The following is a 21220-nucleotide window of genomic DNA, read 5'->3' on the forward strand; positions in this document are numbered from 1 at the left end:
CATGAAAAAAGCACCACTTGTCATTGGCGGAAAAACGCTCTCATCGCGGTTTTTCATTGGGACAGGCCGTTATCCAAACCCGGTTGTTCAAAATGAAACCATTAAAGCCTCCGGAGCGGAGGTTTTAACATTTGCCATTCGCCGTATTAACCTAGAACATCCTGATGAGGATGCAATTTTACAGCATTTAGAAGGGCGTACTTTTCAATACTTGCCAAATACATCAGGAGCGAACAATGCGGAAGAGGCAATCCGTATTGCTCGTTTGGCCCGAGCGGCTGGGCTGAGCGATTGGATCAAAGTCGAAATTAGCGTATCTGAAAAAACGCTATTGCCTGATCCGGTCGAGACATTAAAAGCGACAGAAGCTTTAGCGAAAGAAGGCTTCACTGTATTGCCGTATACATCAGATGACCCAATTCTTTGCAAAAAACTTGAGGAAGTCGGCGCAGCCGCAGTTATGCCTGGGGCTTCTCCAATTGGCACAGGCCTTGGCATATTAAACCCGTATAACCTTGGCGTCATTGTCGAGGAAGCTTCTGTACCGATTATTGTGGATGCTGGTCTCGGTTCTGCAAGCGATGTTGCCAAGGCAATGGAATTAGGGGCAGATGGAGTATTAATGAATACGGCAGTAGCTAAAGCAAAGGATCCAGTAAAGATGGCGCTGGCAATGAAGCAAGCGATTGAAGCCGGTTTGCTGTCCTACGAAGCAGGGCGCATTCCGATGAAGCGCTATGCGACAGCAAGCAGCCAGCTTGACCATTTATTGTCCAGTCACAGTAAGGGGTAGTCAAAATGGAGCATACAATTGTTTTAGGAGGCGGCGTTATCGGGCTGTCTGTTGCTTTTCAGTTAGCAATGGACGGCAAGACCGTTTCTGTCCTAGAAATAAACACATGCGGCGGGCAGGCATCTGGTGCAGCTGCAGGCATGCTTGCCCCGTACTCAGAAATTAGCGAGGATCCAGATGATTTCTTTCGCCTTTGTTTAGCAAGTTTGCGCGCTTTTAAAGAATGGCAAGCATCCGTAAAACAAGAGTCAGGCATGACGTTTGAATTTACAGAATCAGGGAGTCTTCATTGTGTGTATCATGAAGCTGATTTGTTGTCACTTGCCACTAGAAAAGCATGGCAAGAGGAATTTGGTGCCAAAGTCGACGTATTGACACGCGAAGAGTTAAAGAAAAAAGAGCCTGAGCTTGCCGAAGACATAATTGGTGCGATCCACTACCCAGAAGAAGCTCATGTCTATGCGCCTGATTATGTAAAGGCGTTGCAACAGGCTTGCAGAAATCGCGGCGTCCACATTTATGAGCAGCTCAAACACGTTTCGCTCGTAAAAACAGAGCCCCACATCGAGCTACAGAGCGCTTCAGGGCAGCGTTTCACAGCAGACCAGCTCGTTGTGGCGACAGGTGCATGGGCGAAAGAGCTAGAAAGCCAGCTTGGCTTGAACTTGCCCATTTACCCAATAAGAGGGCAAATTTGTGCTTATAACATTGAACCAGGCCGTATTCGCCACATTTTGTACACAAGCCAAGGGTATCTTGTCCCAAAAGCAAATGGCACACTTGTTAATGGCGCTTCAGAAGATATTGCTGGCTTTCAAACAGAAATTACCGACAAGGGCATTCGCCGTCTAACAAATTGGAACCATAAGATAGTGCCCTTTTTAGCTGAACTCACGCCGTTTCATAAATGGGCTGGCTTAAGGCCGGCGACACAAGACGGTTATCCGCTTATCGGTTTTCTTCGCAACCATCCCCGCGTTTTTATGGCTTGTGGCCATTACCGGAACGGCATTTTATTAAGCGCGATTACGGCAAAAGTGGCGAGTGCGCAGTTGGCTGGGCAGAAGCCGCCTGTACCAATCGCCCTTTTTGATCCAGACCGTTTTTCGTAGTCAGAGAAGGAGGCGTACGAATGCCCATTCCAACAGTCCTCTCCGTTGCTGGTTCTGATTCCAGCGGCGGTGCTGGCATTCAAGCAGACATAAAAACGTGTCAAGAGCTTGGCGTTTATGCTGCTACTGCCATTACTGCTATTACAGCCCAAAATACAACTGGCGTACAATCGTGGCAAGGACTTGACGCTTCACTCGTACGGGACCAAATCGAAGCAGTATTAAGTGATATCGGAGTGCATGTCATCAAGACAGGCATGTTGGTCAATGCAGACATTGTCACAACGGTGGCTGAATTGGCAAATACGTATCGAGTAGCTAACATTGTCGTTGATCCCGTCATGGCCTCGACAAGTGGAACAGCGCTTCTTTCGGCAGAAGGCCAACAGGTACTTGTACAGAAGCTTTTGCCACTTGCGACTGTTTTTACGCCTAATTTGCCTGAAACGGCCATGCTTCTTAATAAACCAGAATGTAAAACCGTTGCTGAAATGAAAGCAGCCGCGGTACAATTGCATAAAATGGGGCCTAAGCTAGTCATTTTGAAAGGCGGCCATTTGCGACAAGGGGAAGCCATTGATTTATGCTACGATGGCCAAGCTTTCTTTGAGTTAAAGGCAAAACGGCTAGACAGAAAGCATACTCACGGGACTGGTTGTACGTTTGCTTCAGCGATAGCAGCAGAACTCGCAAAAGGGGCCAAGCCAATCGAAGCAGCTAAAAAAGCGAAAGCATATGTGACGGCCGCGATTTCGGAAGGAATCCCATTAGGAGCCGGAATCGGCCCGACGGATCATGCTGCTTATCGCCGCCTTGGCCAAGAAGGGGGTTGCAATTGAGAAAGCATATAGTCGTATTAATATTGCCAGTCATTTTAATGATCGCGATCGCTTTGAGCGGTATTTATTACTTGAATCAAGAAGAAACGATGACAAATGAACAGCTGAAAGCTGAAATTGAACTGGTAGCTGAACGAGGAGAAGACGGTACATTGTTACTTGAATGGAGCTGGCCGCAAATGCCAGCAGAAGGCATGTATGGAACCGACTATATTGGCATTGCGTTTACTGGGGCAGACGAAGTGGAAGTTGGCGAGGCAGTCCTTGATACGGAAGAACAACATCGCTATATAGGCGAGCGTGTCGATAACGGTATCATTTTTGCATATCCGACGGAAATGGCAGAACATCAAAGCATTGGCACGAAGGGCACAATTGTCCAACCATTGCCTGCTTCTGCGGACAACATCACCATTTCTGTCCTACATACGTGGACGAACCATGAAGCATTGACGATGGAAGACGCCACTTTTGAAGCACCTGCTTTTGGTAGCGCCAAAAATGTTCAGCATTGGGTAAAAACGGTGGAATTAGGTGAGTTGCTTGCGAATTAGCGGCATGTCGTTTAATGCGGGGAATTTTTACAGCGGGGCAGGCTTTTTGGCTTGTGCTTACTATGATGAACAGGGCAAGCTGCATTCATGGGCAAAGCCTGCCGGAATGCAAGCCTATTTACAAGCTGGCAAACTGATTGTAAAAACAATGCCATTTCGATTTGTCGCACTCATTATCGCTCTGCTGTGTTTGATTATTGTGCCCAAAATCATTCCAACCAGCTGGAATGGATTGCCTGTTTATACGTTCTTTTATTTATTGTTTGCCGGGCATTTTCTATTTCCTGAGCCGTTAAAAAAGTACCATGGCGCAGAACATAAAGTGTTTAGTGCAAAAGGGCGCATTTGTACAGAACGGTTACAGGCGATAAAAAGAGCGGATATTCGCAATCGTGGTTGTTCCACCGGGCTAGTTGTCGTTTATTTTTTAAGTGTCTTCCTTCTAAGTGGAAGCCTTTCTTTGTTCACGCCATTTCAACAAGCGCTAATGGTTTCTTCTTATGCGGCTCTGGCTGTCGTGGCCCTTTATCAACTTTTTCATCGCAAGCCGTGGCTAAAAGGGCTTGAAAAGAGCGTTTTAGTTCTTTCTTACTGGTTGCAACTTCATGTGACAACGAAAGAGCCTGACGAGAACCATCTTCAGTGCGCGATTTCCGCCTATCAACAGTTAGGCTATGTGGCTTTTCCAGAAAACATAAAAAAGCGGAGGCTTCCGCGAAAGGAGAACAAGGGAATGGCAATTGCAGACGTATCGATCATTCCAATTGGTACTTCCTCGACAAGCGTTAGCGCTTATGTAGCATATATCCAACAAGTGCTTGACCACTATGAGAAAGAAAAGCAAATCCGTTACGAGCTTACGCCTATGAGCACGTTGATTGAGGCAGAGCTGCCTGTGTTGTTTGAAGTGATCCAGAAAATCCATGAAGCGCCGTTTGAACAAGGAGCCTTGAGGACGGCAACGTCGATTCGCATTGACGACCGCCGCGATCAGCCTTTAACGATGGACGGAAAACGTAAATCTGTGCAAGAGAAGCGAATAGAACAATAGCTGGAGACTCTATCTCCAGCTATCAGTCAGCTATTAAGCCAGATTTACTCGTAAGAGGTTTGCTCATCGTGACATGGGGGATGCCAGCATCGATAAATTCAGGGGAAGTTACTGTATAACCAAGCTTTTCATAAAAATAGCTCGCGTGTGTTTGGGCATTGAGCTTTGCTGCTTTTGCTCCCATTCTCGCGCTCGCTTCCTCAAGCGCTGTCATTAATTGTTTCCCTGCCCCTGACCGGCGCTTTTCTTTGACCACACAAACCCGTTCAATTTTCGCCTCGTTATGAGCCAATAAGCGGACACGCCCTGTACCAATCGGTGTTTTTTCGTCGTACATGATGATGTGTGTAGCGGACTCGTCATGCTGATCCCGTTCAATCGAAGGGGAGACGCCTTGCTCTTCAATGAATACATGATGCCGCACACTGGCGCAGTCCGAGTGTTCTTGCTCACTAGTGGCTACTTTCGTCCAATAAGTCATTTCCTCTTAATCTCCTTCTAGCAAAAATGTCTCGTAAACGGCCCATGAACCATTGTCAAGTTGTTTGAGCAATTGAAAGCGATCAATTGTTTCTTGATGGGAAACATCGATCATTTTCAATTGACCAACGATATCAGCATGCTCTGATTGGGGCAGTCCCTGGGCAATGGTAATGTGGGGAACAAATACAGGATGCGCCCGTTTGCGTGGAAACGGATCGCGGTGTAGCGCTTCATAAAGAGCAAGCAAACGATCGTTTTCTTTAATTTTATAATAAATGGTTGTTGACTGCGGGTAAAACGTGTCGACTTTATAAACATCAATCGCAATTGGTTTATGGGTTTGCCCAATGGTCCGTAATGCCTTGATGATTTTAGATCGTTCCTCCTCGGCAATTGAAAACCGTTCTTTTAAGGTGATATGTGGCGGTATGTTTGCGTAATGGGCATCATAACGCCGCCTATAGCCGTTAGCCGTGTCTTGGAACGGTTTGGATGGGAACATGACAATGCTGTAATTCAAGTAAAAAACCCCCCTCGATTTTTAGATGATATCACAACGGTTTTGCTTGTGCAGTGAAATATGATCGCATACTTTCTCTTGTGAGCTAAGCAAGCGGCAACACGGTTTGAAGCGCCCGAGGCAAATCCTTTTGCCAATATGTCCACGTATGATTGCCTTGGAACTCATGGTACGTATATGAAAATGGGCCTTGTTCAAGCAGTTTATTTAATTTGCGGTTAGGCGTCAAAAAATCAGCTACATCCCCGTTTGTTAAAGTCACTTCTGTCTCCTCTAGCCCAATAACATGGTAGATGGTTAACGAGTGGCTGTTAGAAAACTGATTTACTTGTTCAAGTACTGGCTCAGAAACAAAGGGAGAATGGAGCACCACTTTTCCGAAAATGTTTGGATATTCAAGCGCCGTTTGCAACGACACGGTTGCAGCAAGGGAATCCCCCGCAAGTATGCGTGCTTCTGGAAGTGGTTCTGTCGACAATTCTTGTTCGAGAAAAGGGAGTAGCTCACATGCGAGAAAGCGTCGATAGTTTTTGGCGTCTTCTCCTTCTGGGTGGTACCATTTTCTTCTAGTAGGCACAGAGGGGTAAGGGACGCCTACAATAACCGCTTCCTCAATATCTCCTTCTTCCATTAATGCCTCCGCTTGGCGCGGAATGCGCCCTAAGCGGAAATAGTCTTGGCCATCTTGGCAAATCAGGAGTCTGTACGATTTTAATGGTGTATAATGGGGCGGTTTATAGATCGATATAGGAATCATCTCCGCCAAATATGTACTTTCAATTTTCAGCTCAGATAACTGTCCATTTAAACCTGCCATGATGCAACGTCCTTTCTTAACGGGCTTTAGCTTAGTTTAACATACTTTTGTCAAAGCCAGTTAATTTCGTCTAGTCAAGCGTCTGTCTATGATAAAATAGAAAAAAATGGACAACCTAAAAAGGATGACGCATGTGACGAATGGAGGAGTAAAATGATCAAACGTCGAAAACCCCACTGGGTTTATTATAAAGAAATTTTCCGTTCCAAATTTCAAGCTGGTTGCGTAAAAGCGAAATTGGAGGATAATTGGCAGAATGGATATGAAATTGGCCCTTTAGTTGAAGTTAAAAAACTACGATCCAATAAGTATGTGGTCCGTTACACGTATGATGAAGTCATGTAAATTCGTTTATACCTTGTTTGTTGCACAATGTTTTCTGTATAGCTGCAAGCAATCTGCTAGAAACAATTTTTCATCGCTAGTGAGCTGATCAGAATGGAGTATAAAGGAATCGTTTGAGTCCAGTCGGCCTACCAAATAATCAGTGCTAACATTAAAGTAGTCGGCAAGGCGGGCCAAATTGTCTAAGTCAGGTTTTCTTGTGCCATTCTCATAACCTGAAATTGTAGATTGTGCCATATTTAACGCTTGGCCCAGTTCTTTCATTGTCAACTGTTTTTTAATGCGGCATTCTTTTAATCGTGATGCAAACATGCCGTCCATTCTCCTTTCATTGAAGCTTGTTCCATTATACTTTGCAATCTGTAAAATAAAGAAGTAATACGCGAAATGAATTGAAGGAATTGCTGATTGCGTAGTAAAATAGGTAATGATGTGTTTTATTGAAGAACTCAAGGAGGAAGAACGATGAGTGAAAGTAGCATTCGAATTTTGCGAACCAAAAAAGGCTATAGCCTTGAGGAAGTAGCAAAAGAGGTAGGGATTTCAGCGGGGTATTTGTCGCAAATTGAATCAGGCAAGCGCCAAGTCAGCGCTGAAATCGCGAAGCTAATTGCAAAATTATTTAGCGTTGATCGGGAAGAACTTTTTGAAGCAACGCGTTTTAAAGCCATTCGCCAAGAAAAGAAATAACTATTTTCTTGTTTAAAGAAGAGCCCGCACAGTTTGATTCAGCCTCCTTGAGTCCGCTCTTCCAATAAAAAAAGCAGGCGAACATGCCTGCTTTTTTGTTTATTTTGGAGCAATCATTTCCTTTGGTACTACATATTCATCAAATTGCTCTTCAGTCAGCAACCCTGACTCAATAGCAGCTTCTTTAAGTGTTGTGTTTTCAGCATGTGCTTTTTTCGCAATTTTCGCGGCATTTTCGTAGCCGATGTGCGGGTTTAGAGCAGTTACAAGCATAAGGGATTCATTTAGCAATTGCGTCATTTTTTCTTCATCTGCTTTTAAGCCAACTAAACATTTGTGGCGGAAGTTGTTGAGCCCGTCTGCAAGAAGGCGCATCGATTGAAGGACGTTGTAAATAATGACTGGTTTAAATACATTTAGCTGAAAATGGCCTTGGCTAGCAGCAAAGCCGACTGCTGCATCGTTCCCCATAACTTGGGCGGCTACCATCGTTAACGCTTCACTTTGTGTCGGATTGACTTTGCCAGGCATAATCGAGCTTCCTGGTTCATTGGCCGGAATCAACACTTCGCCAATGCCACAACGTGGCCCACTTGCAAGCAAGCGAATGTCGTTTGCAATTTTAAATGCATCAGCAGCAAGTGCTTTCAGTGCGCCATGAAAATGGACAAGCTCGTCATGGCTTGTCAAGCCATGAAAAAAGTTTTCTGATGCTTTAAAAGCAACGCCTGTTTGGTTTGTAAGTTGAGCAGAAACTTCTTTGCTAAAACCAATTGGCGCGTTTAAGCCAGTGCCAACAGCGGTTCCGCCGATCGTAAGAGAACGTACATGTTCAAGTGCTTCGCTAACCAGTGTTTCGCATGTTTGCAGCATATGTTTCCAACCGCTAATTTCTTGCCCAAATGTGAGCGGAGTCGCATCTTGCAAGTGTGTACGGCCAATTTTCACAACATCCGCAAAGGCCTCTTCTTTTTCAGCAAGTGTGTCTTTGAAGGCACGAATCGCTGGCAGGAGGTTTTCTTCCGCAAAAACGACAGTAGCGACATGCATTGCAGTTGGAAATGTATCGTTTGAACTTTGTGAGTGGTTGACATCGTCGTTTGGATGGACACGAACATCATGATGTCCATTTTCATCCAAGTATTGGTTCGCTAAGTAGGCAAGCACTTCATTCATATTCATGTTAGACTGCGTGCCGCTGCCTGTTTGCCAGACAACTAAAGGGAAATGATCTTCGAGTCCGCCTTCAATAACTTTATCGGCTGCATATGTAATCGCTTCAACTTTGCGAGAATCGAGTCCTTTTAAGCGCCCATTGACAATGGCTGCAGCTTTCTTCAAGTGGGCGAAGGCAAGAACCACTTCAAAAGGAATTTTTTCGGTGCCAATTTTAAAGTTTTCCAGGCTACGCTGTGTTTGTGCACCCCAAAAACGGTCTGCTGGCACTTCGATTTCGCCGATTGTATCTCTTTCTGTACGCGTTTCCATTTTTCATCACCCTTTTTTATGATCGAAATGAATTACAAACTCCAAATCTATCATACCAGAATTACCGGGAAAACTTAATGAAAACAGCAGAGGAATTTTTCCTCTGCTTCAGACTTTAGTCAAATAGTTTTTCGTAGGCGCCGTAGCCCGCTTCTTTGAGTTTTGCTTTAGGAATAAACCGCAGTGCGGCAGAGTTGATGCAGTAACGAAGTCCATTTGGCCCTGGGCCATCTGGAAAGACATGCCCCAAATGGGAGTCAGCATTTTTACTTCGTACTTCTGTACGGACCATAAAATGGCTCCTGTCTTCTTTTTCGATGATTTCTGCTTCATCAATCGGTTTGGTGAAGCTTGGCCAGCCGCAGCCTGCGTCATATTTATCCTTTGACGAAAAAAGCGGTTTACCTGAAACAACGTCTACATAGATGCCTTCCTCTTCTGTTTCATAATATTCATTTTGAAAAGGCGGTTCCGTGCCGTTTTCTTGAGTTACGAAATATTGAATTGGCGTCAATTTCTTTTTTAATTCGTCTTTTTGTGGCTTGGTCATGTCGTTTCTCCTCCCCAATGCTTTTGAATAAACGCTTCACGCCCTGAGCCGCGGCGATACATTTGATAATGGAACGGGTTTTTTTTGTAATAATCTTGGTGATAGCCTTCTGCAGGATAAAAAGGCTTTGCAGGCAATATGAGCGTAGCGATAGGTTTGCTAAATTTGCCACTTTGTTCTAGCTGTTCTTTTGAATGTTCCGCTTCTTTCTTTTGTGTTTCGTTATGGTAGAAAATAGCTGTCCGGTAGGAATCCCCACGGTCATGGAACTGGCCACCAGGATCAGTTGGGTCGATTTGTTGCCAGAAAATCTCCAGAAGTTTGCTGTATGGAAAAACAGCAGCATCATAAACAATTTGTACCGCTTCAAAATGGCCGGTTGTTTCACTGCATACCTCTTTGTATGTCGGGTTTATCGTATGCCCACCAGTATAGCCTGATGTGACCGTTTCAATCCCATCATAGGAGTCAAATGGTTTCACCATACACCAAAAACAACCGCCTGCAAATGTTGCTTTTTCTAGTTTTGCCAACCTGCACTCCTCCTTAAAGCGTGTTTCTTTAGTATACCATACCCACAAGCTGGGTATCTTATCAGCAGCATTCCATTTCCATAAGCTGTGCTAGGATAACTACTTAGTGCCGTGCATCCATTGAGCGGGTGAGGTTTGGTATGCTGCTTTTTCTACACTTGCTTTATCGAATGTAGGGTGATTTGGTTAACCCAAAATAGCAGAAGAGCAGAAAGATGGCAACTAGTCGACATGGTGATGTCGGCTTTTTGTTGTTCTTGTCAAAATTTCTTGATCGAAAAAGAAAGAATGAAGAAGGATTCATTTTGGCAATTCACGAATGTTTTTGTAGATTGCTGTCTCTTGATTTCAAAATAAGGGAGGTTCCAAGCGGAAGTTTTGTAAAAGGAGAGAAAAAGAAAACGATAAGTCCAGAAAGTGGGTTTTAAAAATGAAATCAATGAATGAAAATGGTTTTATCTCAATTTTAGTAGGAGCTGGCGCTTGTCAACAAGGGAATCAAGGAAGATCGCAATGGAGATAGAGGAGCTGTTCGGTTTGTTGGATTTATCAGAAGATTGCTACTTCATTCACGATAGGGCAACCATTTTATTTGCGAATCGAGCTGCCCATGAGTGTTTAGGAAAACCGATCGGCTATTTGCACGGGAAACGGCTAAAACAGCTTATTTACGAAGAAGACATCGTATGTGCCGGGAAACCATTTCAGTTGGGCAAAAAACGTCTTTATGCGTCCGTATTAAAGCAACCTTTTAAACAAGCGCACAAACGAAAAGAAGCAATGGAAGTTGTCTCTCGCTTATCGGCGGGGGTGGCTCACGAACTCCGCAATCCACTGACAACGATAAAAGGATTTATCCAACTCTATTCGGAAGTTGGCGAGTTGAGTGCAAGCCAGATCAACATCATGAATATAGAATTGGAGCGAATTGAAAACATTATTAATGACTATGTGCTGTTAGCTGAAGAACCTCTTGCACGTGAAAACGAATCGATTCAAATGGCAGCCTTTTTGCAGTCGCTCTTAAAAAAGAACAAAGTGAAGCGGCTTACCGACGGTCACCCTATTAAGCTAAACATCAGCGAGGAAGCAACCGTATTGGGGTCAAGAAAAGAGCTTTTTCTATTGTTTTACAATTTGCTTGAAAATGCGATTGATGCTAGTGTGAAACATTCGCCTGTGCATATTACTATGTATGCGGAAGGCCCGAATGTTTGTGTGGAAATAACAGACTTTGGTTCTGGAATGCCCGCGGAGAGACTCAATTATATAGGCCAGCCCTTTTATTCGACAAAAGAAAAAGGAACAGGCCTTGGCTTAATGATTTGTTACCGCGTCGTTGAAACGCATGGCGGCTTGATTGATATTGAGTCGAAAGATAAAAGGGGAACGAATGTGAAAGTCATCTTGCCAATGACAACGAAAAACAGGGCTGGCTCAATGGTACGCGAAAAAGCGGCGATGTTAACCTATGGATAAAGCGTGCTCAATCGTTAACCATTATTGCAAGCATAAGAACATCGTTGTCGTGTTAACGCAAAACAAAGGAAAAGGAGAATAGATCCCGCAAGTTGGGCATTCCCCAGTCGATTTTCGGCCGTTTCCGTGGTACACTACAACCATAACGACTGGAGAAAAAAGGGATCAAATGCCATTTAAAATTGGTTATCGCACGTTAAAGACTGCTGTTGGTGTCGTGATTGCTTTAAGCATGGCTGAAGCATTGAAATTGGATTATGCCAGTTCTGCAGCAATCATTACAATTTTATGTATTTCGGTTACGAGGAAAAACTCACTATTGGTTTCTTGGGCACGTTTTGTTGCCTGTATGATCGGCATTGTTATGAGTGCGGTCATGTTTGAAACATTGGGCTACAAACCAATCATTGTTGGTCTGTTTATTTTATTGTTCATTCCTGTTGTCCTCGTTGCAAAGTCGGCGCAAGGCATAGTCACCAGTTCTGTTATTGTCATGCACCTTTACACGCAAAAGCAGGCGACATTCGCGTTTTTCTTGAACGAACTTCAGCTAATAGTGATTGGTATTGGCACAGCGCTGCTTATGAACTTATACATGCCGTCTAAAGACAATGTGCTTCGCCGCTATCGGATTGAATTTGAGCAAAAACTGGCTGTTATTTTGCAGGAATTGGCTGCCTTTATTCGAGAAGGGGAGAGCGACTGGGATGGCAAAGAAATTTCCGAAGCAGACCATTTGTTAAAAGAGAGCAAGACAATCGCACTTCAGGCAATGGAGAACCACTTGTTGCGGGAAGAAGACCATTATTATCACTACTTTGCCATGCGCGAAAAGCAATTGGAAATCATTGAACGGATCATGCCCCACTTAGCTAGCCTTGAGGGAGCAGTAACGCAAAGCGAGCCAATTGCCGATTTTTTAAGCGAATTGAGCGCTGCCGTCAGTCCGACTAATTCTGTCCCTTATTTTATGCTGCGGCTTGAAGAACTAAAAGCAGCCTTTCGCGCTATGCCATTGCCGGCTACGCGGGAGGAGTTTGAAACAAGGTCATCACTTTTGTATGTGATGAATGAATTTGAACAATATTTACAAGTGAAAGATGCGCTTTGGAGCAACAAGCAGGATAAAAAAAGACCATTTCGCAAAGCCTAATGAAAGATCCGTAAAAGGAGAGGCGTATGAAGTGAAATGGTCTTTTTTGTGTATTTTTTTAGTTATGTCGCTACAGCCCTTGCAAATGCCTGGTGACACGGATTGGGAGGTTGAAAAAGCGAGTGTCATCGTCAATGTCCGTACCAATACGCTCGCGTTAATTGAAGCCAACCATATTGCAGAAATTCATCCTGTCGCCACTGGGAAAAAAGGGGATGAAACGCCCCTTGGACAGTTTACGGTTTTAGTGAAAGTAGAACAGCCCTATTACCGCAAAAAAAATATTCCCGGTGGAGATGCTCGTAATCCATTAGGAAGCAGATGGATCGGTTTTGATGCCTTAGGCACGGCAGGCCGGACATATGGGCTACATGGTACTAACCGACCAGGCTCAATCGGTTATAGCGCCTCTGCAGGCTGTATTCGCCTCGCAAATCCGACAATTGAACGACTTTACCAAAAAATCGACATCGGCAGCAAAATATTCATTGTCAACGAACATCGCTCCTTCCAAGCGATTGCGAAGGAAGCGGGGCTAATAAATTAGAACAGTGCGCTTCTCGCGCACTGTTCAGACTGTAGACAAACGCTCGCATACTTCGTCGTTTGCCTCACTCATATGCTCATGAACCTCCGTTCTATTCGCATCTTCCCTCGGCGGCACTCCTCGTCTGACAAACGTTTTCTATCAGTCTGAGTGCGGTTATCGACTTTGTCGACAACCTTAACAGTGCGCTTATCGCGCACTGTTTCTTAGAAAAAGCCGAGTCCTGCTGCTCCTGTTAGAATCGTGCCAATAACTAAGGTTGCAATCATGATATACACTATCAAGCGCTGGAATTTACGCGGCATCTCCATTCCTCCCCAAATCAACTACTTTTTAGTTTACCCGAAGAAAACACAAGCAATCAAGGGGTGTTTTTATGGACCATTTTCAAATTGACCATATTGCTATCGCCGTTCCTTCCTTAAACACCAGCCTTCCTTTGTTTGAACAAGTGCTTCAAGCGACTGCCAGCCATGAAGAAAGGCTGCCACACCATCAGGTTAATGCTGTTTTTATTAATGGGATGGGAGTGGGGTATGAACTGATTGAACCTCATCCTAGCAACGTATCGTTGCAACGCTTTCTAGCGAAACAAAACAATCGACCTGCTTTTCACCACATTGCTTTTTCGGTTGCTAATATAGAGACGGCCATAGGAATGTTGAAAGAAAAGCACGTCCGCTTGACGAGTGAGTTGCCGCTTATCGGAAGCTTCGGACGGAAGGTTGCTTTTATTCATCCGAGCAGTACAGGCGGTTTGCTCGTTGAACTTTGTGAGGGAAAAACGTGAAATCAATTAGCAAATCAGCTATAGTAAAAAGGAAATGGAAAAGCAGCGATGGAGTGATGACGTGTATTCAAGAGTAGTCGAAGAGTTTTTGGAACTTGTGCAAATCGATTCTGAAACAAAACATGAAGAAAAAATGGCAAGTGTTTTAAAAGAAAAATTCACATCACTAGGCTTAGCCGTAGTCGAAGATGATGCAAAAGAAAGAACGGGCCATGGCGCAGGGAATTTAATTTGTACGTTGCCTGAAACAAGCAGCGGATTTGATCCACTTTATTTCATTGCCCATATGGATACAGTTGGCCCAGGAAAAGGGATTCAACCAATTGTAGAAAATGGCTATATTCAAACGGACGGGACAACCATTTTAGGAGCAGACGATAAAGCGGGAATTGCGGCAATGTTAGAAGCAACTCGTGTTCTGCAAGCATCGAAAGAACCACATGGCCAAATTCAGTTTGTCATTACTGTAGGCGAAGAGGCTGGCTTAGTTGGTGCGAAAGCGTTGGCCAAAGATGCGATTTCTGCTTCTTATGGCTATGCTCTTGATAGCGACGGAGAAGTAGGGGGCATGATCACGTCAGCGCCTTCGCAAGCAAAAATCTTTGCAAAAGTATATGGCAAAACGGCTCATGCTGGCGTTGAACCTGAAAAAGGAATATCAGCTATTGCAGTTGCTTCCAAAGCTGTTTCAAAAATGCCGTTAGGAAGGATTGACGCAGACACGACAGCCAATATCGGCCGATTTGAAGGCGGTACACAAACCAATATTGTTTGCGACGTTGTTACAATCACCGCCGAAGCCCGTTCCCTTGTAGAAGAGAAGCTAAAACAGCAAGTTGAAGCGATGAAACAAGCTTTTGAACAAGCCGCATTAGAAATGAGCACAAGTTGCGATGTACAAGTGACATACAGTTATCCTGGCTATCGGGAGTCAGAGGACACAAAAGTTGTTCAGACTGCAATTCGCGCAATTAAAGCATGTGGGTTGACGCCTATGACTACTTCAAGTGGGGGAGGCAGTGATGCCAACATCATTTCTGGATACGGCATCCCGACCATTAACTTATCAGTAGGTTATGAAGGGATTCATACAACAAGCGAACGAATTTCGATTGAAGCGCTTGAAAATACAGCAAAACTTGTCGTAGAAATTGCCCGCTCAGCTAGGAAATGAAATAAAAAAAGAACGGGAGTAGAGAATGGACTTGATCTCTACTCCTATTTTTTCATGGATGGTTGGTGAGGATCCATCAAGCAGAAAACGCAGAGAGGGGAGGCGACTAGCAAGGTTAGAGGAAATGTCTTCTGTGGTGGCTGCTTCCACTATGACAAGGGAATGTCATCAACTTCGTGTCTTTTGGAGCCTTTTATAGCAGCACTCAAAAGGAGATAGGGTTGATCTGTTGAAGTAATTTCACAGAAAAAAGGCTGATCCATTGAATCAGCCTTTTTTGTACGTGTCGATTTAACTATACTCCATCGTTTCTAAAATCATTTCTTCCGTTATGCCACTCATCATAGATAGGGTGCGCAAATCAGGAGAGGCATTGTGCTGGCTCCAGTAAGCAAACAAACATTCAATAATGCGCTGCTTATTTTGCTGGTACATGGTCCGTTTTGTTTGTAATAATGGGTTCACCATTTTTGCGCCACCTCCGATATAAGTAGAGGGTATACATGCAATCTACTATATTATCATGATAACTTATTTTTAAACAAGTTTCAAACCGATTCCAGGCGGTTTCCCTTCAGTGCCCTTCGTGCTAAACTTAAAGAAAGGTGGCGATCAACATGCTAGATATTGAGAGAGTCCGTGAGCAACAAAGACCTTTACCAATCAGCAAAATCCGAGCGCAACAATCGCACACTTCCTTTCAAGGTGTGTTTGAAGAGATTGCCGGGCATAAAAGTGAGAAAACGGTTTATGCCATACTCGAAACGTTAGAAAAAGATGGCGAGCGCTTGGCAAAACATCGGACTGCGGCAGAACTGCACGCATTTAAGCGAAGCGTGAGGCAGTGTGTAAGCCATTTGCTGGAATCATTAAAAGTGGAAACAGCGTCAAGTGCGGCGAGTGGACAAGTGAGGCAGTACAAATTGGTGAAAGAAATCGATAAAGGGCTTGTGGAACTGACGAACGCGGTCTTTGACCAAAGCAAGAGCGAACTGGATTTGCTCAACAAAATTGGAGAACTGCAAGGGCTAATTATCCAGTTGTATTTATGAGGTGAGCAAAAATGGATACATTTGTATTTACGTACAGAACTCGTATCAATGCCACGATGAAACAAGTTTGGTCGTTCTTTTCGGATGCGACAAATATTGAAAAAGTGCACAAGCGACCGAAAGTGAGAGTATGTAAAAAAGGGGAGAAGGATTTAGAATCAGTGATTATGTTAGCCGCTTTTCAAATCAAATGGAAGTCGGTCATCACTGAGGAGCGCAAAGGCCATTATTTTATCGACGAAGCGGAGAATCCTCCTTTCCCTTTTTCGTATTGGCGTCATAAGCATTCGTTTGAAAGGGAAGGGGACACTATTTTAATGGTGGATGAAGTTTCCTTTCGCGCTAAACTGCCGGCCAGTATAATCGCTAAAGGGTTAAACGTTATGTTTAAGGCTCGTGAAAAACACATACACGCTTATTTTCAAAACAAAGCTTTAACGGAAACCGAGGTCGAATCACCACAATAGCATTCGACTTCGGTTTTCGTCACTTGATAAAATGGCCACCATTAGTGTTGGTGAAGGTATTTGCTGATTAGGGCGAGTGTTGAGCGCCTTGTCAAAATGCCAGAAAACGCTTGTTCTTCATCAACGACACATAAAAACGAATGGTTGATCAATAAAGAAAGCGCTTTTGAAAATGGGGCATCCGGTCGGATACACGGCACATCTTTTGCCATCACATTGTTTACTGTTAATGTAGACAGCCTCTCAAGTTCAAAATCTTCATCGCCAAGCATCGCATCTAGGATCAGCGATTTGCTGATTAAACCACGAAGGCGGTAGGAGGCATCGAGAACTGGAATGGCTGTATAACCTGATTTTATTAATACAAGTAGGGCATGCTGCAAAGGGTTGTTCATTTGTACATGAGCCACTTTATCGGCAGAAATGATGAGTGGCGCAATGTCTTTATCCGAAAGAGGAAGGTCTTTTAATGTATGTAACAATGGAATCACTTCTTTTAATAGATTTGTTCGACTGCTGTCGCTCTTCTTTAATGGTAAACGCTGCAGCACAACCAGTCAAGGCAGGAACAGCAATCGTTATAAGAGTGAAGAATTTGGCCAAAACTTATAGTAAGAAAGGGGTTTGGCCATGCATTCAAAACAAACAGTTAAATACATTTGCGAGCAATTTTCTTCAGGACATGAGTATTACTTTAAGCAAGAGTATATCACTCATGACAAATGGAGCAATTTAGACTCAGTCGCTTGGTCTGCTCCAAGGCCAATTCGGAAGGAAACATTTCTTAAACGGAAAAAGCAAGGATATTTGTGTGAATATGTGCAAAAGCAAACGGCTGTTATTTTGCCGTTTCATAAGAAAGCCAACGCTTCTAAATAAAAGCGTTGGCTTAAACCACTGTATTTCCATTTTCCTTCAACCTGTCTTCTATCGGGGCTGATTTTGGTTAAGCGAAGCTTGTACATTCATTTCCCCGTAGCCATAATAGACGTTATAGTCGCCATCGCCAAGCTGATCGCATGCGCCAAGAATGATGTCGCCAATTTGATCGTTGTTTAAGTCTGGATTCGCTGAACGCAATAAGGCGGCAAGTCCGGCAACGTGTGGAGAAGCCATTGATGTTCCTGACAATACGGCATATTGGTTGTCTTTGTATGTGCTCGGAATATTTTCTCCAGGGGCAGCAAGATCGACATGGTCTCCAAAATTGGAGAAGAAAGAACGGTTGCGGTCTTGGTCTACTGCAGCAACGGTGATGACTTCCGGGTATACTGCAGGGTACATTGGTTCTTCTGAGTTATCGTTACCTGAGGCGCTAACAATGACAACATCATGTTTATCTGCATATTGGATTGCTTCATATAAAAGATCAGAGTGATAATAATCGCCAAGGCTCATATTAATGACGTCCGCTCCGTGGTCGACTGCCCAATAAATTCCCCTTGCAACGGAATAAGAGGAGCCTTCGCCATTTTCGTCAAGCACTTTTATAGGCATGATTTTGCTTTGCCAAGATACGCCAGCAACGCCATCGATATTATTCGTAACAGCGGCGGCAATGCCAGCAACGTGGCTGCCGTGTCCGTTTGTGTCTTTATAATCCGAACTGTCGTCAATAGCGTTGTACCCTTCTGTGAGCTTCCCTTTTAAATCTGGATGATTAGGATCCACACCCGTATCAATGATTGCAATTGTTGTATTAGTGCCATTGGCGAAATTCCAGCCATCATCTGCGTGAATTTGTTTAAGGTTCCATTGGTATGGCTTGAAATATTCGTCGTTTGGCTCCACTTTCTTTTCTACTGTGCGGACTTGATTCGAAAAGGCATAGTTCGGTTCGGCAAACAACACAGTTTCGTCTTGCTGTAAATCTTCGATTAGTCGCTGAAGCGCCTTATTACTGTCCTTCACAATATAAAAAGGGTGGTTGTCGGCTAGCAATTCGTATCCCTTTTTTTGTGCCCATTCGTTACCATTTATTTGCGGCGGCAATTTCACCACTGCTTGGTTTTCGTGAAAGGACTGGATGGCCACATTGTCGTCAGATTTGACGTAAATATTCCATCCTAGTCCAGGGACTGTCTGAGCTTCCAGTTCGTCTGGAAGTTCATCAATGGACGAGAATTGGACATTTGGGTCGCTTCCATTGACAAAAAACGTTCCGGAACTGTCGGCGATCGCTGCTGTTTTAGCCAGGTAGGATTGGATAAAGCTGAGGTCGATTTCCCCAATGATACGTTGTCCGTCATCTTTGTCCTTGCCCATAAGCATAAAAGTGTTACCGTTTTTGTTATAAGGATTCGAATAATGCATGCCGTTATCTTGATGGATCAATAGGCTTGTATCGATGGTGGAGAGCGTGCCGGCAGCTAAAAGCGGCGAACCTCCTTTATCCAAAACGGAAAAGCCGGAAATATAAGGGTGTTCATTTAATTCTTGTTGAAATTCATCCGTCAGGCTCTCTCCCTGGGTATTGGCCCATTTTTCTAATTGCCCGGATAGGGAGGAGATAAAAAGCGTTGTTGTTTTTGCCAAGTCTTCTGCCATTAACCGGTCTTTGGAAGTAGAGTGGACACGGCTTTTAGGCTGATGTGAATCAAAAACGGCTGTATGTGGCTGGCTTTGTTCGACTTGGCTTGTGAAAACCATGCCAGCAATAGCAAGGGCAGCCAGTGCGATTCCCCATATTGCAGGTTTTTTCATTTGTTACCATTCCTTTTTTGTAAAGTCTGTTCTATTTGTGAATTTGTCCAAGCAGATGGAAAAACAAGCTTGTAGCCTTGTTTCTTCAAATGCGGCAGGCCAGCTTTAATGCCTGCATAAGTTTGTTCCCCTTTAACTCCGACATGTCCAATGGCGATTGGGTGTTGATGCATGTTTCCCTTTGCTGCGAAAGTTTGCATTTTTGCCTGTACTTGTTGGGTAGTGGAGAGCGTATCGTCTAAAAATAGCTTGTTCTCAAAACAAGGGATTTGTGCTTTTAAAGCAAGTTCTGGCATGACGGAATGAGGGGTGGTCTTGCTGTCAACAAGGTATAACCCATTGGTTTTGGCAAATTCCACAATTAAACCAACAATCCGTTTGTCTTCCATTGCTTTTGACCCCATATGGTTGTTTAAACCAACGGCATAGGGGATTTGTTCGTAAGCTTCGCGTAAGCGTTTATTAATTTCTTCGTTGCTTAAATCCACAGTAATCCCATTTGGCCCGAGCCATGAAGCTTTGCCGCTTTTAGGTTCAAGAGGTAAGTGAATGATCACTTCTAACCCGTTCTCGTGTGCTGCAATTGCTTGCTCGGTTGTGTAGGGCATATTCGGCATAATAGCAACTGTAACGGGAATATCCCCTTGTAAAAATGCGTCTACTCCTTTCACATTGCCGCCAAAATCATCAATAATAATAGCGACATCTTTATTGGCGGCATCGCAAATAGTGTTTGGACAAAACATCACTAGGAAGATGAGCAAACAGACAGTGCGAGTGACAATGTTAACTGCCATGAATAGCACTCCTTTGTTTTTTTTAGTTTCTATTGGCAACGTCTTGTTCATGCGTGGAATGTATAGGAAATAAAAAACCAGTCCCCGTGAAGGAGAACTGGTCATTTACGAATATTAAAGGCGGCGTTCAGCTGGCCTCTTAACATGCGCTCACGGACTTCCTGTTTACGCAATGCTTTTTGTTCCATTTTTCGGATTTCGAATGTTTGCATACCGTCTTCCATCTTATTGGCAATGTCAACCAATCGTTCGACATCAAGAAAAGAATATTTGCGTGTGCCTCCTTTTGAACGTTCAGGAAACAGCAATTTCCGTTCTTCGTAATAGCGAATTTTTCGTTCTGAAAGACCGGTAAGTTCACTTACAACGCCGATTGTAATTACTTTTTTATCTTTATAAGACACGCCATTCCACCTCGCTGTAATGGATAATCGCCATGTTGTTTGTAACAATATATCACACAAAAACGATTGATGTGCATTTTGATGTAAGAAAATCTAACAAAATACGTTTGGTGAAGTCTCCATAATCGCGCCTGTCAAATTTCCTTGCTTCCGTTAAACAAAATAGGTAGACTAAAAATGGATTGAGGAGAAGGAGGAAAACAATGCGTCGATATCGTTGGCTATTCGGAGTCGCGGCAAGCATTCTTATTATTGCATTAGGGTTTTTGATTCAAGTCGAGTACGGACCGTCGGATAGTGAGCGCGTGATCGTTGATTACAGTAAAAATGCCTACTCGTCACCTGCTTGCTTTGACCAAGCTGGGTTTACAAACAATATAGGCGAGTCCACATACGGAGAAGTTGCCAATGACTCCACCTATGTCCCTGAATCATCCTGTACAGCTGTCGAATTTGCTACAAAGCGTGGGCCTCTCTGGTTTGCTTGGTTTATGTAGGTTTTTTCTAGCATGAAAACGGGTACATAATGGACAAAGGAGGCGTTTTGTCCATGGGAAAACAAGGGAAAGAAACAAGTGAAAATTGGAAAGAACAGCAAAACCGCGACCAAGTGGAACAACCCTTTGATGAATTGCCTCTTGAAGATATTGAAAAAGAGGAAGAGGAGCGCAGAGAGAAAGAACGGACGAAAGACGCTTCCGAATCAGAGGATGCGTACAAGCCATAAAGAGGGTTGAAGGAGCCAGAATAGAAAAAAGGGCTCCTTTTTTCAGGCCTAAGTTGTAGCGATATTTTGAATATGGTATTATGAATAATTAACGAACGTTTTTAAGCGTTTGAGGTCGATAAAATCACTCAGACTGATAGAAAACGCTTGTC

Annotated in this window: 30 protein-coding genes and 1 pseudogene; 18 read left to right on the top strand and 13 right to left on the bottom strand. The window is 43.8% G+C overall.

Annotated elements, in window-relative coordinates; translation table 11 throughout:
- The first annotated feature begins 1 nt into the window (after position 1).
- The 6 genes and pseudogenes from BUC05_RS02155 to BUC05_RS22000 all read left to right on the top strand — a co-directional run bounded on the left by BUC05_RS02155 (position 2) and on the right by BUC05_RS22000 (position 4349).
- Positions 2-793 carry a thiazole synthase gene (locus BUC05_RS02155; RefSeq protein ID WP_063609086.1) on the top strand — a complete coding sequence of 264 codons (792 nt, stop codon included), beginning with the start codon at positions 2-4 and terminating at the stop codon, positions 791-793.
- 5 nt (positions 794-798) lie between these two features.
- A complete protein-coding gene (thiO, locus tag BUC05_RS02160) occupies positions 799-1905 on the top strand; it encodes a glycine oxidase ThiO (RefSeq protein WP_011246579.1) in 1107 nt (368 codons plus the stop codon).
- Positions 1906-1925: 20 nt separating this feature from the next.
- Positions 1926-2744, top strand: coding sequence for a bifunctional hydroxymethylpyrimidine kinase/phosphomethylpyrimidine kinase (gene thiD, locus BUC05_RS02165; RefSeq protein WP_011246580.1), 819 nt, complete (start codon positions 1926-1928; stop codon positions 2742-2744).
- A complete protein-coding gene (locus tag BUC05_RS02170) occupies positions 2741-3298 on the top strand; it encodes a hypothetical protein (protein WP_011246581.1) in 558 nt (185 codons plus the stop codon). The genes thiD and BUC05_RS02170 overlap by 4 nt, the downstream gene beginning before the upstream one ends.
- 106 nt (positions 3299-3404) lie before the next feature.
- Positions 3405-3953, top strand: a pseudogene (locus BUC05_RS21995) (DUF1385 domain-containing protein); the annotation flags it as partial.
- A gap of 78 nt (positions 3954-4031) precedes the next feature.
- Positions 4032-4349 carry an MTH1187 family thiamine-binding protein gene (locus BUC05_RS22000; protein WP_041824573.1) on the top strand — a complete coding sequence of 106 codons (318 nt, stop codon included), beginning with the start codon at positions 4032-4034 and terminating at the stop codon, positions 4347-4349.
- A 22-nt stretch (positions 4350-4371) separates the two neighbouring features.
- Here the strand turns inward: BUC05_RS22000 and BUC05_RS02180 are convergent, their stop codons facing one another.
- From BUC05_RS02180 to BUC05_RS02190, 3 genes are all read right to left on the bottom strand, one after another.
- Positions 4372-4830: a GNAT family N-acetyltransferase gene (locus tag BUC05_RS02180; protein ID WP_011246583.1), complete on the bottom strand. Its 459-nt coding sequence runs from the start codon at positions 4828-4830 to the stop codon at positions 4372-4374.
- Between the two features lie 6 nt (positions 4831-4836).
- A complete protein-coding gene (locus BUC05_RS02185; protein WP_011246584.1) occupies positions 4837-5352 on the bottom strand; it encodes a YjcG family protein in 516 nt (171 codons plus the stop codon).
- 85 nt (positions 5353-5437) lie between these two features.
- Positions 5438-6169, bottom strand: coding sequence for an alpha/beta hydrolase (locus BUC05_RS02190; protein ID WP_073304028.1), 732 nt, complete (start codon positions 6167-6169; stop codon positions 5438-5440).
- A gap of 153 nt (positions 6170-6322) precedes the next feature.
- On the opposite strand from BUC05_RS02190, the gene BUC05_RS02195 reads away from it, so the two are divergent.
- On the top strand, positions 6323-6514 hold the full coding sequence (locus tag BUC05_RS02195; RefSeq protein ID WP_011246586.1) for a hypothetical protein: 192 nt from the start codon (positions 6323-6325) through the stop codon (positions 6512-6514).
- Between the two features lie 6 nt (positions 6515-6520).
- Here BUC05_RS02195 and BUC05_RS02200 read toward each other — a convergent pair whose 3' ends face one another.
- Positions 6521-6826 carry a helix-turn-helix domain-containing protein gene (locus BUC05_RS02200; RefSeq protein ID WP_011246587.1) on the bottom strand — a complete coding sequence of 102 codons (306 nt, stop codon included), beginning with the start codon at positions 6824-6826 and terminating at the stop codon, positions 6521-6523.
- 153 nt (positions 6827-6979) lie between these two features.
- Here BUC05_RS02200 and BUC05_RS02205 point away from each other — a divergent pair, with 153 nt between their 5' ends.
- Positions 6980-7204, top strand: coding sequence for a helix-turn-helix domain-containing protein (locus tag BUC05_RS02205; protein WP_011246588.1), 225 nt, complete (start codon positions 6980-6982; stop codon positions 7202-7204).
- Positions 7205-7303: 99 nt separating this feature from the next.
- Here BUC05_RS02205 and fumC read toward each other — a convergent pair whose 3' ends face one another.
- The 3 genes from fumC to msrA form a co-directional block, all read right to left on the bottom strand.
- The gene (fumC, locus tag BUC05_RS02210; protein WP_011246589.1) at positions 7304-8692 is read right to left on the bottom strand and encodes a class II fumarate hydratase; all 1389 of its coding nucleotides are present in this window, start codon (positions 8690-8692) and stop codon (positions 7304-7306) included.
- Between the two features lie 115 nt (positions 8693-8807).
- Complete coding sequence (msrB, locus tag BUC05_RS02215) at positions 8808-9242, bottom strand: peptide-methionine (R)-S-oxide reductase MsrB (RefSeq protein ID WP_011246590.1); 435 nt, start codon at positions 9240-9242, stop codon at positions 8808-8810.
- Complete coding sequence (gene msrA / locus BUC05_RS02220; RefSeq protein WP_035204028.1) at positions 9239-9775, bottom strand: peptide-methionine (S)-S-oxide reductase MsrA; 537 nt, start codon at positions 9773-9775, stop codon at positions 9239-9241. Before msrA ends, msrB begins: the two co-directional genes overlap by 4 nt.
- Positions 9776-10288: 513 nt before the next feature.
- On the opposite strand from msrA, the gene BUC05_RS02230 reads away from it, so the two are divergent.
- The 3 genes from BUC05_RS02230 to BUC05_RS02240 all read left to right on the top strand — a co-directional run bounded on the left by BUC05_RS02230 (position 10289) and on the right by BUC05_RS02240 (position 12954).
- Positions 10289-11254 carry a sensor histidine kinase gene (locus BUC05_RS02230; RefSeq protein WP_073304032.1) on the top strand — a complete coding sequence of 322 codons (966 nt, stop codon included), beginning with the start codon at positions 10289-10291 and terminating at the stop codon, positions 11252-11254.
- Positions 11255-11423: 169 nt separating this feature from the next.
- Positions 11424-12407, top strand: coding sequence for an aromatic acid exporter family protein (locus tag BUC05_RS02235; RefSeq protein WP_063609079.1), 984 nt, complete (start codon positions 11424-11426; stop codon positions 12405-12407).
- A 31-nt stretch (positions 12408-12438) separates the two neighbouring features.
- Positions 12439-12954: a L,D-transpeptidase gene (locus BUC05_RS02240; protein ID WP_011246594.1), complete on the top strand. Its 516-nt coding sequence runs from the start codon at positions 12439-12441 to the stop codon at positions 12952-12954.
- Positions 12955-13160: 206 nt separating this feature from the next.
- Here the strand turns inward: BUC05_RS02240 and prli42 are convergent, their stop codons facing one another.
- Positions 13161-13259 (bottom strand): stressosome-associated protein Prli42, encoded by a 99-nt coding sequence (gene prli42 / locus BUC05_RS21380; protein ID WP_152024044.1) that lies wholly within the window; start codon positions 13257-13259, stop codon positions 13161-13163.
- A gap of 71 nt (positions 13260-13330) precedes the next feature.
- Here prli42 and BUC05_RS02245 point away from each other — a divergent pair, with 71 nt between their 5' ends.
- Both BUC05_RS02245 and BUC05_RS02250 read left to right on the top strand, forming a co-directional pair.
- Entirely contained in the window at positions 13331-13744 is a 414-nt protein-coding gene (locus BUC05_RS02245; protein ID WP_073304035.1) for a VOC family protein, read from the top strand.
- 34 nt (positions 13745-13778) lie between these two features.
- Positions 13779-14918: a M20/M25/M40 family metallo-hydrolase gene (locus BUC05_RS02250; protein ID WP_063609077.1), complete on the top strand. Its 1140-nt coding sequence runs from the start codon at positions 13779-13781 to the stop codon at positions 14916-14918.
- Between the two features lie 291 nt (positions 14919-15209).
- Here the strand turns inward: BUC05_RS02250 and BUC05_RS21385 are convergent, their stop codons facing one another.
- The gene (locus tag BUC05_RS21385; protein WP_156323104.1) at positions 15210-15386 is read right to left on the bottom strand and encodes a hypothetical protein; all 177 of its coding nucleotides are present in this window, start codon (positions 15384-15386) and stop codon (positions 15210-15212) included.
- 149 nt (positions 15387-15535) lie between these two features.
- On the opposite strand from BUC05_RS21385, the gene BUC05_RS02255 reads away from it, so the two are divergent.
- Positions 15536-15970: a YaaR family protein gene (locus tag BUC05_RS02255; protein ID WP_011246597.1), complete on the top strand. Its 435-nt coding sequence runs from the start codon at positions 15536-15538 to the stop codon at positions 15968-15970.
- A gap of 11 nt (positions 15971-15981) precedes the next feature.
- The gene (locus BUC05_RS02260; protein ID WP_011246598.1) at positions 15982-16437 is read left to right on the top strand and encodes an SRPBCC family protein; all 456 of its coding nucleotides are present in this window, start codon (positions 15982-15984) and stop codon (positions 16435-16437) included.
- Positions 16438-16478: 41 nt separating this feature from the next.
- On the opposite strand, the gene cbpB is transcribed toward BUC05_RS02260, so the two are convergent.
- Positions 16479-16919 (bottom strand): cyclic-di-AMP-binding protein CbpB, encoded by a 441-nt coding sequence (cbpB, locus tag BUC05_RS02265; protein WP_011246599.1) that lies wholly within the window; start codon positions 16917-16919, stop codon positions 16479-16481.
- Positions 16920-17067: 148 nt separating this feature from the next.
- On the opposite strand from cbpB, the gene BUC05_RS02270 reads away from it, so the two are divergent.
- On the top strand, positions 17068-17316 hold the full coding sequence (locus BUC05_RS02270; protein ID WP_011246600.1) for a hypothetical protein: 249 nt from the start codon (positions 17068-17070) through the stop codon (positions 17314-17316).
- A 48-nt stretch (positions 17317-17364) separates the two neighbouring features.
- On the opposite strand, the gene BUC05_RS02275 is transcribed toward BUC05_RS02270, so the two are convergent.
- The 3 genes from BUC05_RS02275 to BUC05_RS02285 all read right to left on the bottom strand — a co-directional run bounded on the left by BUC05_RS02275 (position 17365) and on the right by BUC05_RS02285 (position 20341).
- Positions 17365-19140, bottom strand: a complete 1776-nt coding sequence (locus BUC05_RS02275; protein WP_073304037.1) for a S8 family peptidase — start codon at positions 19138-19140, stop codon at positions 17365-17367.
- Complete coding sequence (locus BUC05_RS02280; protein ID WP_073304039.1) at positions 19137-19937, bottom strand: divergent polysaccharide deacetylase family protein; 801 nt, start codon at positions 19935-19937, stop codon at positions 19137-19139. The genes BUC05_RS02275 and BUC05_RS02280 overlap by 4 nt, the downstream gene beginning before the upstream one ends.
- A 101-nt stretch (positions 19938-20038) precedes the next feature.
- Positions 20039-20341 carry a MerR family transcriptional regulator gene (locus BUC05_RS02285; protein WP_011246603.1) on the bottom strand — a complete coding sequence of 101 codons (303 nt, stop codon included), beginning with the start codon at positions 20339-20341 and terminating at the stop codon, positions 20039-20041.
- Positions 20342-20544: 203 nt separating this feature from the next.
- Here BUC05_RS02285 and BUC05_RS02290 point away from each other — a divergent pair, with 203 nt between their 5' ends.
- Positions 20545-20838 carry a hypothetical protein gene (locus BUC05_RS02290; protein ID WP_011246604.1) on the top strand — a complete coding sequence of 98 codons (294 nt, stop codon included), beginning with the start codon at positions 20545-20547 and terminating at the stop codon, positions 20836-20838.
- A gap of 53 nt (positions 20839-20891) precedes the next feature.
- Positions 20892-21068, top strand: a complete 177-nt coding sequence (locus BUC05_RS21390) for a hypothetical protein (protein WP_011246605.1) — start codon at positions 20892-20894, stop codon at positions 21066-21068.
- Positions 21069-21220 lie beyond the last annotated feature (152 nt).

Origin of the sequence: Shouchella rhizosphaerae (assembly GCF_900142675.1) — a bacterium.
Classification (GTDB): domain Bacteria; phylum Bacillota; class Bacilli; order Bacillales; family Bacillaceae_D; genus Shouchella; species Shouchella rhizosphaerae.